This is a genomic window from Streptomyces sp. NPDC046876 (assembly GCF_040645035.1).
Lineage (GTDB): Bacteria > Actinomycetota > Actinomycetes > Streptomycetales > Streptomycetaceae > Streptomyces.
Genome location: NZ_JBEYXK010000054.1, coordinates 33,991 through 47,815 on the forward strand (window position 1 = coordinate 33,991; position 13,825 = coordinate 47,815).

Annotated in this window: 9 protein-coding genes and 1 pseudogene; 6 read left to right on the forward strand and 4 right to left on the reverse strand. The window is 75.0% G+C overall.

Annotation, left to right across the window (positions count from 1 at the left end):
- Positions 1-55 precede the first annotated feature (55 nt).
- The gene (locus ABZ924_RS24920; protein WP_361913794.1) at positions 56-4,750 is read left to right on the forward strand and encodes a hypothetical protein; all 4,695 of its coding nucleotides are present in this window, start codon (positions 56-58) and stop codon (positions 4,748-4,750) included.
- Positions 4,751-4,838: 88 nt separating this feature from the next.
- Here ABZ924_RS24920 and ABZ924_RS24925 read toward each other — a convergent pair whose 3' ends face one another.
- Positions 4,839-5,426, reverse strand: a complete 588-nt coding sequence (locus ABZ924_RS24925; protein WP_361913797.1) for a hypothetical protein — start codon at positions 5,424-5,426, stop codon at positions 4,839-4,841.
- A gap of 418 nt (positions 5,427-5,844) precedes the next feature.
- Between ABZ924_RS24925 and ABZ924_RS24930 the strand changes: the two genes are divergently transcribed.
- Genes ABZ924_RS24930 through ABZ924_RS24945 form a run of 4 tightly spaced genes read left to right on the forward strand, consistent with a single transcriptional unit; the run spans position 5,845 to position 10,273 of the window.
- A complete protein-coding gene (locus ABZ924_RS24930) occupies positions 5,845-8,754 on the forward strand; it encodes a nitrate- and nitrite sensing domain-containing protein (RefSeq protein WP_361913800.1) in 2,910 nt (969 codons plus the stop codon).
- The gene (locus tag ABZ924_RS24935) at positions 8,751-9,185 is read left to right on the forward strand and encodes a roadblock/LC7 domain-containing protein (protein WP_361913803.1); all 435 of its coding nucleotides are present in this window, start codon (positions 8,751-8,753) and stop codon (positions 9,183-9,185) included. The genes ABZ924_RS24930 and ABZ924_RS24935 overlap by 4 nt, the downstream gene beginning before the upstream one ends.
- 10 nt (positions 9,186-9,195) lie before the next feature.
- Positions 9,196-9,666: a DUF742 domain-containing protein gene (locus ABZ924_RS24940; RefSeq protein WP_361913805.1), complete on the forward strand. Its 471-nt coding sequence runs from the start codon at positions 9,196-9,198 to the stop codon at positions 9,664-9,666.
- A complete protein-coding gene (locus ABZ924_RS24945) occupies positions 9,647-10,273 on the forward strand; it encodes an ATP/GTP-binding protein (RefSeq protein WP_361913807.1) in 627 nt (208 codons plus the stop codon). The genes ABZ924_RS24940 and ABZ924_RS24945 overlap by 20 nt, the downstream gene beginning before the upstream one ends.
- Before the next feature lie 323 nt (positions 10,274-10,596).
- Here ABZ924_RS24945 and ABZ924_RS24950 read toward each other — a convergent pair whose 3' ends face one another.
- From ABZ924_RS24950 to ABZ924_RS24960, 3 genes and pseudogenes are all read right to left on the reverse strand, one after another.
- Positions 10,597-11,805, reverse strand: coding sequence for a lipid-transfer protein (locus ABZ924_RS24950; RefSeq protein WP_361913808.1), 1,209 nt, complete (start codon positions 11,803-11,805; stop codon positions 10,597-10,599).
- A gap of 89 nt (positions 11,806-11,894) precedes the next feature.
- Positions 11,895-12,341 (reverse strand): annotated as a pseudogene (locus ABZ924_RS24955) (zinc ribbon domain-containing protein); the annotation flags it as partial.
- Positions 12,342-12,454: 113 nt separating this feature from the next.
- On the reverse strand, positions 12,455-13,126 hold the full coding sequence (locus ABZ924_RS24960; RefSeq protein WP_361913811.1) for a M15 family metallopeptidase: 672 nt from the start codon (positions 13,124-13,126) through the stop codon (positions 12,455-12,457).
- A 29-nt stretch (positions 13,127-13,155) separates the two neighbouring features.
- Between ABZ924_RS24960 and ABZ924_RS24965 the strand changes: the two genes are divergently transcribed.
- Positions 13,156-13,665: an NUDIX domain-containing protein gene (locus tag ABZ924_RS24965; RefSeq protein ID WP_361913814.1), complete on the forward strand. Its 510-nt coding sequence runs from the start codon at positions 13,156-13,158 to the stop codon at positions 13,663-13,665.
- The last annotated feature ends 160 nt before the right edge of the window (positions 13,666-13,825 follow it).

Here is a 13,825-nt window from a genome sequence, read left to right on the forward strand (position 1 = left end):
CGCCCGAGACCCCGCCTCCCGTACCACCCACCAGACACCACGAGAGCCCGCCGCCATGTACGAGCTGTCCCGGATCCGCCTCTACTCCATCGGGCCCGCCGGCGCACGCTACGCCGACACCGTGCTCGACCTGCGCGGAGTCGGAGAGCCGGTGCCCCACCCGGCGCCCACCCAGGCGGAGTTCTTCGAGGACGAGCCCACCGGCCCGCCGCGCCGCCCCGCGCCCGCCGGCGTCCTCTTCCTGGAGAACGGCGGCGGCAAGTCCGTCCTGCTCAAGCTGATCTTCTCGGTCATGCTCCCAGGCCACCGCAACACCCTCGGCGGGGCCAGCTCGGGCGTCCTGCGCAAGTTCCTGCTCGCCGACGACTGCGGCCACGTCGCCCTGGAGTGGCAGCACACCCAGACCGGCGAGTGCGTCGTCGTCGGCAAGGTCAGCGAATGGCGCGGCCGCCAGGTCTCCAACGACCCGCGCAAGTTCGCCGAGGCCTGGTACTCCTTCCGCCCGGGCCCCGGTCTGAGCCTCGACAACCTCCCCGTCGCCGAGGCGACCGCCGTGCGCCCGCCCGTCGAGGGCGCCTCCGGCGCGCAGGGCCGGCGCCGCACCATGAAGGGCTTCCGCGACGCCCTCACCGAGGCGGGCAAGGCCTACCCGCACCTCGAGGTGTACTTCGAGGAGATCCACGACCGCTGGAACGAGCACCTGACCGAGCTCGGCCTCGACCCCGAACTCTTCCGCTACCAGCGCGAGATGAACGCCGACGAGGGCGAGGCCGCCGGCCTCTTCGCGGTCAAGAAGGACTCCGACTTCACCGACCTGCTGCTGCGCGCCGTCACCGACACCCGCGACACCGACGGCCTCGCCGACCTCGTGCACGGCTTCGGCAACAAGCTCGGCCGCCGCGCCGAGCTCATGGCCGAACGCGACTTCACCGCCGGCTCGGTGGACCTCCTGAACAGGATCGTCGAGGCCGCCGCGACCCGCTCCCGGCTCCGCGACGTCCACGCCGGGGCCGAGCGCCGCACCCGCACCCTCGTCCGCCGGCTCTCCGCCCGCGCCGCCGAGGAGCGCGGCCGGGCCGCCGAGCTCGCCCAGCGCGTCACCGGTGCGGCCCACGCCGTCACGGCCGCCGAGTCCGCCCGCGAGCGCAGCGCCGCCGTCTCCGCCGAACTCGCCTACCGGCACGCCTCCCTGGCCCTGACCGTCGCCGACAAGGCCGCCGCCGCGCAGCGCCGCGAACTCCTCGAGGCCCGCACCCTGCACGCCGCCTGGCAGGCCGCCGAGATCGTGCTGCGCCACCGGGCCGCCGCCGACCGCTCCGCCCGGGTCGCCGCCGCGATCCTGGAGGCCGAACGGGACGCCGCCCCGGCCCTAGCCGCCCGCGCCACGGCCGCCGCCGCCCTCGTACGCGCCCTGCACACCGCCGCCGAGAACGGCGAGAACCTGGCCAACGAGGAGGAGGAACGCTCCGCCGCCCTCCAGGCCGCGGGCGAGGCCGCCCACCGCGACGCCACCGCCGCCGCGACCGCCGCCCAGCGCGCCCGCAGCGAAGCCGAGCACCTGCGCGCCCGGCTCGCCGAAGTCCAGCAGGAGACCGCCGAGGCCGTCCGCGCCGGCTGGCTCGACGACTCCGCGCCCGACGCCGACCCCGCGCGCGCCGCCCTCGCCGCCAGCGACGCCGAGACCGCCGCCGTGGCCGCCTGGGACGAGGCCCGCGAGGCCGCCCGCGCCGCCACCGACACCGCCCGGGAGGCCGCCGCCGCGGAATCCCGGGCCGAACTCACCGCCGCCCGCGCCGCGGACGCGGCCGACGCCGCCGAAGCCGCCCACGCCGCGGAGCAGCAGGCCGCCGCCTCGCTGGCCGCATCCCCCCGCCTGGCCGCCCTCCTGGGCCTCCCCTCGGCCCCGGGCCAGGCCGCTGCCTCGGCCTCCGACCCGGCCCGCGTCCCGCACCCGCGCGCCGAGGGCGGCACCGCCACTGGCGCCCCCGCGCCCGAAGCCCCTGCCGGCGCACTGACCGCCGAGGACCTCGACCGCGGCGCCGACGAGCTGCGCACGCTGCTCACCGACGCGGTCGCCTCCGCCGAACGCCAGCTCTTCGACCTGCGCACCGCCGCCGCCGACGACGCCCGCATCCTCGGCGCCCTCGGCGACGGCGGGCTCCTGCCGCCCGGCCCCGATGTCCTCGCCACCGTCGAGTACCTCGGCGAGCACGGCATCCCGGCCCTGCCCGGCTGGCGCTACCTCGCCCAGTCCGTCGACCCCGCCGACCACGCCGCCGTCCTCGCGGCCCGCCCGGAACTCGTCGACGGCGTCGTCATCACCGACCCCGACACCCACTCCCGCGCCCGCGAGGTCCTCAGCGGCGCCGCCCTGCTGCCCCGCTCCACCGTCGCCGTCGGCACCGCCGCCGCCCTCCTCGCCCCCCTGCCCCCGGCCGACGGCCCCGCCGACCCGGGCGCCTCCGGCATCTTCATCGTCCCGCCGAACCCGGCCATGCACGACGAGCACGCCGCCGACGAGGAGCGCCAGGCGCTGCGCACCCGCGCCACCGCCCGCGACACCGAGATCCGCGAGCTGGCCGCCCGCCTCGCCGGGGACCGCGAACTCGCCGCCCGCCTCGCCTCCTGGCGCACCGGCTGCCCGCCCGGCCGCCTCGCCGAGCTGGCCCGGCAGGCCGAGGCCGCCCGCGCCTTCGCCGAGGAGGCCGACGCCGAGCTCGCCGAGGCCCGCACCGCCCGCGCCGAGGCCGACGAGGCCGCCGCCGACGCCACCCGCGTCCGCGACGAGCGCCAGGACACCGCCCAGCGCGCCCGCCGCGCCGCCGACGCCCTCGCCGGCCTCGCCTTCCGCCTGCGCGAACGCGCCGGCTGGCAGGCCAAGGTCCGCGAACTCGCCGACGAGGCCGCCGAGTCCGAGGCCCGCGCCGAGATCTGCCTGGACCGCGCCCGCGCCGCCGACGAGGACCGCCGCGCCGCCCAGCGCGCCGCCGACGACGCCCGCCGCACCGCCCGCGCCCTGCGCGCCGAGCGCGCCGAGATCGCCGGCGCCCCCGAGGCCCTCCCAGAGGACGACGCCGCCGCGGCCGGCCACCGCCCGCTGCCCGACCTCCGCGAGGCCTACCGGGCCGCCTCCCAGCTCTACGAGAAGGTCGGCGTCGGCGCCGACCTGCGCGCCGACCAGGCCCGCGCCGAGGGCGAGGAGAGCGCCGCCCTCGCCGAGCTCGACCGCCTCACCAACAAGGTCCGCACCCGCGCCGCCCAGCTCCTGGAAGGCACCGACGGAGCCGACGGCCCCTCCCGCCAGGCCGCCGCCGCCCGCGCCGAGGCCCTCGTGCAGATGCTGGAGACCCGCGCCTCCGCCGCCAGCGAGCAGCTCGGCCGGCTGCGCGGCGAGGCCGAACGCCACGCCCCCGCCGAGGGCGAGGCCCACACCGACCTGCCCGAGGAGCTCGTCCCCGAGGACGTCGACCACGCGCAGGGCCTCCTGCGCACCGCCACCGCCCAGCTCGCCGCCCACACCGCGGCCGTCGAGACCGCCCGGGCCGCCCACGCCGACCTGCTGCGCGCCCACCGCACCGCCGAGGACGGCGCCGGCGGCTTCGACGAGACCGCCGCCCTGCTGCGGGACCTCCTGCGCGATCACGCCCCGCAGGACGAGGAGCAGGAGCCGGCCCCCTACCCGGGCACCCTGGAGGAGGCCCGGCAGTCCGCCGCCGAGACCCGCCGCTCCCTGCGCGGCTGCGCCGCCGACCTCTCCGGCGCCGAGGCCGCCGTCCGCGAGGCGAGCGACATCCTGGTCCGCCACGCCAACGCCACCCGCTACGAGCAGGTACGCACCCCCGCGCGCCAGCAGATCCGCGAACTGCCCGCCTCCGCGCTGCCCGAGCACGCTGCGGCCTGGGCGGCGGCCTTCGCGCCCCGCCTGCGCGTCCTCACCGACGAGCTCGCCCAGCTGGAGCGCAATCGCGACAGCATCGTCGACCGGCTGCGCGGACTGGTCGAATCCGCCCTGGCCACCCTGCGCTCCGCCCAGCGCCTCTCCCGCCTGCCCGAGGGCCTCGGCGAATGGTCGGGCCAGGAGTTCCTGCGCATCCGCTTCGAGGAGCCCGACCAGGCCACCCTCACCGAACGCCTCGGCGAGGTCATCGACGACGCCACCCGCACCGCCGTGAAGAAGAACGGCGGCTCCTCCTTCGGCGAGGGCCGGCGCGACGGGATGTCCCTGCTGCTGCGCGGCGTCCAGGCGGCCCTGGAGCCCAAGGGGGTCTCGGTGGAGATCCTCAAGCCCGATGCCGTGCTGCGCGCCGAGCGCGTCCCCGTCGGCCAGATGGGCGACGTCTTCTCCGGCGGGCAGCTGCTGACCGCCGCGATCGCCCTCTACTGCACGATGGCGGCCCTGCGCAGCAACGACCGCGGCCGCGACAAGCACCGCCACGCGGGCACGCTGTTCCTCGACAACCCCATCGGGCGCGCCAACGCCACGTACCTGCTGGAGCTCCAGCGGGCCGTCTCGGACGCCCTCGGCGTCCAGCTCCTCTACACCACGGGCCTGTTCGACACCACGGCACTGGCCGAGTTCCCGCTGGTGATCCGGCTGCGCAACGACGCCGACCTGCGGGCGGGCCTGAAGTACATCAGCGTCGAGGAGCACCTGCGCCCCGGTCTGCCCCAGCAGACCGCCGAGGGCGAGACGATCCACGGCGAGATCACGGCCACCCGCATGTTCCGCCGGTCCACCGCGACCGCCTGATCCGTCCCCGCGCGGCCCGTCCCCGCCCGGCCCGTCCCCGGGCAGCCCGTCATCCCCGGGCAGTCCGTCCCCGGGCCGCGCGGGCGGGTCAGCCGCGGCCGGAGCCGGCCCGGTAGCGCCCGTCCGCGCCCGCCGGGGCCGCGGGCCACACGGCCGGCCGGCCGCCGGGGCCGCTCGCACCGCCCCGCGGTATGCGGCCCGCCCGGCCGTCCGCCGCGGTCCGGGCCTCCCGGCGGGCCCGCCGGGTCTCGCGGCGCAGGCTGCGCGCGGTGCTGCTCGGCTCCGACACCACCCCGTTGCGCTGGTTCCACATCTGCCGGGTGATCAGTACGTCCAGCACGCCCCACGTGGCCACCACGGTTCCCGCTATGGCGCCGAGCCCCATCGGGAAGGCGAGCCAGGAGCCGGTGAGCATCAGGAAGAAGGTGATCGTCGCCTCCGTCAGCATGACGGCGACGATCAGCACCGCCCGCACCGCCGACTCCCGCACCGGATCCGGCAGCCGGCGCCGCCGGGCCGGCTCCTCCTGCCACAGCGACCGCCGCCCCACACCCCCGGCCCCCGCACCCGGCTGCACGCCCCCGCCCGCAAGCAGGCCCGCGCCCGCCCCCGAGCCCGCGCCCGCCTCCACCTCCGCTTCCGCGCCGACGTCCCCGTACATCCCCGTCACACCCACGGCACGCTCCCTCCCCTCCGCACTGCCGGACATGTCTACCCGTCTACCCGGCCGCACCCGGCCAAACGACTCCGCCCGACGAATCCCCTCGAACAGGTAGACGTGCGACGGCGCCGAGAGATTCCCGTGAGATTCCCGCAATGCGGACTCCTCCCGCATTCCGTCCATCGCGGAACGAAGAATTCCAGCCATCCATCCCGTTGCGGGGACCGAGGCCCCACGGAGTGTCATCTGCCACATAACGGGCTGCACTTGACCGGATGTATCGGACAACTCGTGATCTTCGCCAGGGCCTCAGGCCGAAAACGTCCGGACACGCCTTCGAAGCCGCTCCGTGGCAGTAGTAGGCTCACGCCGTTTAAATGACGGAACACCAACCCCGGGCAAAGGGGTTGAGCTGGGGGAGGCTGGGGAGGCCATGCGCTTTCGCGGGAAGTCCATCCGCCGGAAGATCGTGGCGCTGCTGCTCGTGCCGCTCGTCTCCCTCACCGCCCTGTGGGGCTTCGCCACCGTCATCACCGGCCGCGAAGCCGTCCAACTCCTCGACGTCGCCTACGTCATCGACAAGGTCGGCTATCCCATCGAGGACGTCGTCCGCGTCATCCAGAAGGAACGCCGCCAGACCCTCGTCGTCCTCGGCGACCCCCGCGCCTCCACCGCCACCACCGAACTCACCAAGCGCCGCACCGCCACCGACGAGCTCGTCGACAAGATCAGCAAGAGCGCCAAGGACCCCGAGGTCGTCGAGGAGCTCAGCCCCGCCGCCGCCCAGCGCCTGAACTCCATCCTCGACGCCTTCCACGGCATCGGCGCCCTGCGCCGCTCCGTCGACCAGAGCACCCTGGACCCCAACCAGGCGCTCGAGCTCTACAGCCGGCTCGTCGACCCCTGCTACGAGTTCCTGATGAACCTCCACGCCCTCGAGAACGTGGAGATGGACAAGCAGGGCCGCGCCCTCGTCGGCATCACCCGCGCCCGCGAAACCCTCTCCCGCGAGGACGCCGTCATCGCCGCGGCCCTCGCCGCCCGCAACGTGAGCGCCACCGACATCCGGCACGTCTCCGACTTCGCCGCCAACCGCACCCTGCTCTACGAGTTCAACCTCGCCATCCTCCCCGGCGCCGACCGCGACCTCTTCGAGCAGTACTGGAACGGCCCCGACACCAAGCCCCTGCGCGACGCGGAGGAACGCTTCCTCACCGGCGGCCCCGGCAAGAACCCCCGCGCCCTCACCGCCGCCCAGTGGGACGAGGCCGCGAACAAGGTCCTCGACGACCTCGCCACCATGGGCACCGCCGCCGGCGACCGCTACCAGAAGCGCGTCGAACCCGTCGCCATGGACGTCCTCCTCCAGGCCGCCGTCGCCGGCATCCTCGGCTTCATCGCCCTCGCCGTCTCCCTCGTGATGTCCGTCCGCATCGGCCGCGACCTCGTCCGGGACCTCTCCCGCCTGCGCAAGGAGGCCCACGAGGTCTCCGGCGTCCGCCTGCCCGCCGTCATGCGCCGCCTCGCCGCCGGCGAACACGTCGACGTCGAGACCGAAGCCCCCCGCCTGGAGTACGAGAAGGACGAGGTCGGCCAGGTCGGCCAGGCCCTCAACACCCTCCAGCGCGCCGCCGTCGAAGCCGCCGTCAAGCAGGCCGAACTCCGCAAGGGCGTCTCCGAGGTCTTCGTCAACCTCGCCCGCCGCAACCAAGTCCTGCTGCACCGGCAGCTCACCCTCCTCGACACCATGGAGCGCCGCACCGAGGACGCCGAGGAGCTCGCCGACCTCTTCCGCCTCGACCACATGACCACCCGCATGCGCCGCCACGCCGAAGGCCTCGTGATCCTCTCCGGCGCAGCCCCCTCCCGGCAGTGGCGCAGGCCCGTGCAGCTGATGGACGTCGTCCGCGCCGCCGTCGCCGAGGTCGAGGACTACGAGCGCATCGAGGTACGCCGCCTGCCCCGCCTCGGCATCGCCGGCCCCGCCGTTGCCGACGTCACCCACCTCGTCGCCGAACTCCTCGAGAACGCCACCGTCTTCTCGCCCCCGCACACCGCCGTCCAGGTCCACGGCGAGCGCGTCGCCAACGGGTTCACCCTCGAGATCCACGACCGCGGACTCGGCATGAACCCCGAGGCCCTCCTCGACGCGAACCTCCGACTCGCAGAGACCCCCGAGTTCGAGCTCTCCGACACCGACCGCCTCGGTCTCTTCGTCGTCAGCCGCCTCGCCCAGCGCCACGGCATCAAGGTCGTCCTCCAGCCCAGCCCGTACGGAGGCACCACCGCCGTGGTGTTCCTGCCGGCCGCCCTGCTCACCGAAGCCCCCGACACCCACGGCGCCGGCGCCCGCCCCGCCGACGGCGGCAAGCACGGCAGAAACGTCACCGCCGGCCGGCGCCCCGCCCACACCGCCTCCGCCGCCGTGCACCGCAGCCCCGCCGGCAAGCCCCTGCCCGCCGGCGGCGGCCGGCGCGGCCCGGTCGAACTCGAGGCCCCGCTGGGCCTCCTCGGCCTCGACGGCCTGGACGAGCCCACCACCCTGGACGAGCTCGGCACCGGCATCGCAGGCCTCACCGGCGTCGGCGGCCGCCCCGCCATGGCCACGCTCGACGACGAGACCCCGCCCCACGGGACCCCGCGCAGCGCCCTGCTGGGGCTGCGCCCCGCCGACCTGTCGCACCCCGAGCGCAAGGGCGCCCGGGACCGCGAGCGGGAGCCCCTGGCCCCGACCGGCCCCGTCCGGCTGGAGAGCCACCGCGCCGACGCGGCGGTCCGCAGCTCCCGCCCCGAGGCCGCCCGCGGCTCCGGGCCCGTGCCGCTCCCGCGCCGGCGCCCCACCCCGACGCTGGTCGCCGAGCACGGCCGCCGGGTGGAGCCCCGCCCCGTCTCGGTGGTCCCGCAGCCGGCGCCCGAGACCGCGGCGGACCTCCGGCCGCCGACCACCACCGGCCCCGGGGGGCTGCCCAAGCGCGTCCGCCAGGCCAGTCTGGCGCCCCAGCTGAAGGCCACCCGGGCGCCGGCGCCCGGCGAAGCCGCGCCCGACCCGGTGACCGAGCGCGACGCCGAGGACGTACGCCTGCGCATGTCCGCGCTCCAGCGGGGCTGGACGGCGGGCCGCAAGCAGCAGGACCGGCAGGAGCGGCTGGAGCGGCCGGAGCGCCAGGACCGGCAAGAGCAGCAGCAGGCAGACCAGGCAGACCAGGCAGACCAGGCAGACCAGGCTCAGCAGCCCGACCAGGCACAGAAGCCACAGCACGCACAGCAGTCCGAGCCCGCGGTGGGCACCAGCGCCGCCCCGGGTCCCGCGAGCGGGAACGAGAACGAGGGGGACGGTCGATGACCGCACCGCACACCGGCAACGACACCCGGAGCCGCGGCTCCGGCCAGCTCAACTGGCTCCTCGACGAGCTCGTCGACCGGGTCGGCAGCATCCGCAAGGCGGTGGTCCTCTCCGGCGACGGCCTGCCCACCGGCAGCTCCAAGGACCTGACCCGCGAGGACAGCGAGCACCTGGCCGCCGTGGCCTCCGGCTTCCACAGCCTGGCCAAGGGCGTCGGCCGCCACTTCGACTCCGGCAGCGTCCGCCAGACCGTGGTCGAGCTCGACGAGGCCTTCCTCTTCGTGATGGCCGCCGGCGACGGAAGCTGCCTGGCCGTGCTGTCCGATGCCGACTCCGACGTCGGCCAGGTCGCGTACGAGATGACCCTGATGGTCAAGCGGGTGGGCGACCACCTGTCGACCGCGCCGCGCTCCGGGCCAGCCGGAGGGTGAGTCGTACCGCATGAGCGAATCAGGCCAGGAGCTCCAGGACACCCAGGACAGCCAGGACAGTCGGGACGGGGACGGCCAGGACGGCCGGTACGAGCCGCAGCCCGCGCACCCGCACTGGTTCGACGACGAGGCGGGTCCCGTCGTACGCCCGTACGCCATGACCCGCGGCCGGACCAGCCACGCCGGTCGGCACCGGCTCGACCTGATCGCACTCGTCATCGCCGAGCCGGCGGCCGACGACCCCGTCTGGGACATGACCCTGTCCCCGGAACACGCCCACATCCTCGACCTGTGCCGCCGGCGGGCGCAGTCGGTCGCCGAGCTGGCGGCGGAACTCGACCTCGCGGTCGGGGTCGTACGGGTCCTGATCGGGGACCTGGCGGATGAGGAACTGGTCCACGTGACCCGGCCGGTGCCGCCGGCCGAACTGCCCGATGAATCCATTCTGCGTGAGGTGATCGATGGCCTTCGGGCGCTCTAGCCGCACCGGTGCCATGCACGCCGTGTCGCCGGTCGAGCCGCTTACCCTGAAGATCCTCGTCGCGGGAGGCTTCGGGGTGGGCAAGACCACCCTGGTCGGCGCAGTGAGCGAGATCAGACCGCTGCGGACCGAGGAATCGCTCTCCGAGCCCGGCATCGGCATCGACGACACCGGGGGAGTCGAGGGCAAGAGCACCACCACCGTGGCCATGGACTTCGGGCGCATCACCCTGCGCGAGGACCTGGTGCTGTACCTCTTCGGCACCCCGGGGCAGGACCGCTTCTGGTTCCTGTGGGACGAGCTGGCCCAGGGCGCCCTCGGCGCCGTGGTCCTCGCCGACACCCGCCGGCTGGCCGACTGCTTCGCCGCCGTCGACTACTTCGAGCGCCGCGAGATCCCCTTCGTGGTCGCCGTGAACTGCTTCGACGGGGCGGAACGCCACCCCGTGGTGACCGTACGGGAGGCACTCGACCTCGACGCCGAGGTGCCGGTGCTGCTGTGCGACGCCCGCGACCGGGAATCGGTCAAGGACGTCCTGGTGGGGGTCGTCGAGCACGCGATGTCCCTGGCCCGCGCCCGCCGGCAGAGCCTGACGGCGGGGACGTGAGCGGGTGGCCTGACCCGGTGGTGTGACGGGAGGCGGCCCGTACCCCCGCCGACTGGGGTACGGGCCGCGGCTCTCATGGGGGGATCCAGGGCCTCGGTCGCGGCGTCGGGCGCGGCGCGAGACTGTGGAGCGAGTGTGAACCTGTGGCCGGGGGCCGTCAAGCGTTCGCGCAACAGCACCTGTTCGGGGGCCGGCTGTCCTTCGACGTCCGTTGCGGGAGCGTCACGCCGGGCTGCCCCGAGCGCCCCGAGCGCCCCGAGCGCCCCGAGCGCCCCGAGCGCCCCGGGCGCCCCGGGCGTACGCGCCGCCGCCGCAGCGCTTCCTCACCCCCGCACGGCGACCACCGCCGAGCCGTGCCCGAACAGCCCCTGGTTCGCGGTGATTCCGGCCCGCGCCCCCCGCACCTGCCGCGCTCCGGCCGTACCCCGCAGCTGCCAGGTCAGCTCGCACACCTGCGCGATCGCCTGGGCGGGCACCGCCTCCCCGAAGGCGGCCAGCCCGCCGCTGGGGTTCACCGGGATCCGGCCGCCGAGCGCGGTCGCCCCCTCCCGTACGAGCTTGGCCGCCTCGCCCGCGCCGCACAGGCCGATGTCCTCGTACCACTCCAGCTCCAGCGCGGTCGACAGGTCGTAGACCTCGGCCAGCGAGAGGTCCTCCGGTCCGAGCCCGGCCTCCTCGTAGGCGGCGCGGGCGATGGAGGCCCGGAAGGACTCGGTCCGGGACGGTCCGGGCTGGGTCGCCATGCCCGTCCGTGAATCGGTGGCGATGTCCGGCAGGTCGAGCACCGTACGCGGATACGTCGGCGTCACCGTCGACACCGCCCGGATCCGCACCGGGTCCGCCACCCCGCGCGAGCGCGCGAACTCCATGCTGCTCAGCACCAGCGCCGCCCCTCCGTCCGAGGTGGCACAGATGTCGAGCAGCCGCAGCGGATCCGCCACCACCGCCGAAGCCGCGACCTCCTCCGCGGTCACCGCCGACCGGTAGCGGGCCAGCGGATTCAGCGCGCCGGCCGCCGCGTTCTTCACCTTGACCAGCGCGAAGTCCTCCGGGGTGTCCCCGTACACGGCCATCCGCCGCCGCGCGTACAGCGCGAAGTACGCGGGGTTCGTCGCCCCCAGCACCCGGAACCGCAGCCAGTCCGGATCGTCCGGCCGGTCCCCGCCTGCCGGGGCGAAGAACCCCTTGGGCGCGGCGTCCGCCCCGACCACCAGCACGACGTCGGCCAGCCCCGCCAGGATCTGCGCACGGGCGGTCCCGATCGCCTGGGCTCCGGAGGCGCAGGCCGCGTATACGCTGGTCACCCGCGCGCCCTGCCAGCCGAGGGCCTGGGCGAAGGTCGCGCCGGCGACGTAGCCCGGGTACCCCGAGCGCACGGTGTCCGCGCCGACCACGGACTGCACGTCGGTCCAGTCCAGCCCGGCGTCGGCGAGCGCGGCCTTGGCGGCCGCCCGCCCGTACTCGACGAAACTCCGGCCCCACTTGCCCCAGGGGTGCATGCCGGCTCCCAGGACGGCGACGTCGGTGTTCACGACAGGCCTCCGGCGGGGGCGGGGGTGGGGGTGGGGGTTGGAGTGGGCGTGGGCGTGGGCGTGGGGGATTGCGCGTTACCCTTTGACGCCACCGGGCGGAAGTGCCATGTGGTCCATGTGGTGTCGGCCGTCTCGTTGAGTACCCCGCCGACCACCTCGACCTCCATCCCGACGGCGAGATCGGCCACGGTGATCCCGGGCGCCGCCTGCCCGAGCACCACCATCCCCTCCGCCGGGAGCTCCACGGCGACCAGGGTGTACGGCTCCCACGGCGCGTCCGGTTCCGACACGTACGGCGCGGGCGGCCGGTACCGCCCGTCGGTGTACGACCACACCCGGCCGCGGGGGGACAGCGGAACCTCCTCCAGCCGGCCGTTTCCGGCGCAGTGGGGGTTGCGGCAGTACGCGTCCTCGCGGGGGAAGAACACCGCGGCGCAGGCGGAGCAACGGGTGCCGAGCAGGCGGAAGCCACCCTCCGGGCCGTCTGCGTCTACGGTGAACCACCCGCTCACGACGGGCTTACGTGTGCGGTCCAAGCGGTCCAAGCGGTCCAAGCGTTCCAAGGCCCCTCCCGAGCAGCGGTATCTGACGATCCGTCAGAAGTCTGCCGTGTGGGTGGGCCTGTGGGTAGGGGGCTGTGAGTCGGGGCTCAAGGCCGGGTGGATCCCACGGCCACCGGGAAGTCGAAGTAGGTGTCGGGGAAAGCCTCCGGCTTGTACGTGAAATGCCACCACTCCTCGGGCAGGTTCACGAAACCCTCGGCCCCCAGCACCCGCACCAGCAACTGCCGGCTGGCCCGCGCCGCACCCGTGATCCGCGGATCGTCCGTGTGCGAGATCGGATCGAACCGGTCGAACGCCGTCCCCATGTCGACGGAACGCCGAAACGGCAGCCGCACCAGCGTCACGTCCACCGTGCTCCCGCGGCTGTGACCGGACTTCTCCGCGATGTACCCCTCCGGAATCAGCCGCGACTTGTCGACGTCCGGGTAGAACTCCGCCTTCGTCCGCTGATCGTCCGGATCCGCAGCCCACCGCACGAACCGGTCCACGGCACGCTGCGGCCGGTAGCAGTCGTAGACCAGCAGCGAATACCCGCGCCGCAGCAGCACTCGCTGCGCCCGCCGCAACGCCTCGGCCGCGGGCCGGGCCAGCAGGCAGACGGGCTCCTCGTACCCGTCCACGACCCCGCCCGTGAAGTTGTGCTCGCCCGCGTACCGGATGTCCTGCCCGATACTCGGATCCACATCCGCCAGAGCCGTGAACCCGGGCGCCGCCGACCCGCCCAGCAGCAGCGCCGCACACCCTGCAACCACCGTCATCCGCATGCGCCTTGGCATACCATCGCGGCATGCCGGCACACGTGAGGGACTCGCACTGCTCCACCTGCGGAGGACTGTTCGACACCACCGACTGGCCCCGTACGTGCGGCTCCTGCGGCGCGGTCACCTACCGCAACCCGCTCCCGGTCGCCGTCACCCTGCTCCCCGTCGAGGACGAGGCCGGCACGGGGCTCGTGGTGATCACCCGCACCATCGAGCCGGCCCTGGGCGGAATCGCCCTGCCGGGCGGCTTCATGGACTTCGGCGAGGACTGGCGGGACGCGGTCGTACGGGAACTGCGCGAGGAGACGGGCATCCACGCCCCGGCGGCCGAGGTCACCCTGGCCGACGCGATGAGCTCCCCGGCGGGCCACCTGCTCCTCTTCGGCCTCCTGCCGACGCGCCCGCTGGCCTCCCTGCCCCCGTCGGCCGCCACGGACGAGACCACGGGCTGGCACGTCCTGCACGGCCCGGCAGAACTCGCGTTCCCCCTGCACACGAGGGCTGTGGCGGGGTGGTTCGCGGGGCTGTACGGGTGAGGGACGGGGCGGATCTGTTGGGCGGTGCCTCGTGGGAACGGGGTCACGGTGGGGCGGGGTCGGGCGGTGTCCGGGGGCTTCCCGGCCGCCCATTGTCCTTTCGGTGCGGGCCGGCGCGTCAAGGGCGCTCCCTGCGGTCGCGTCGCTGCGCGATGGCCTT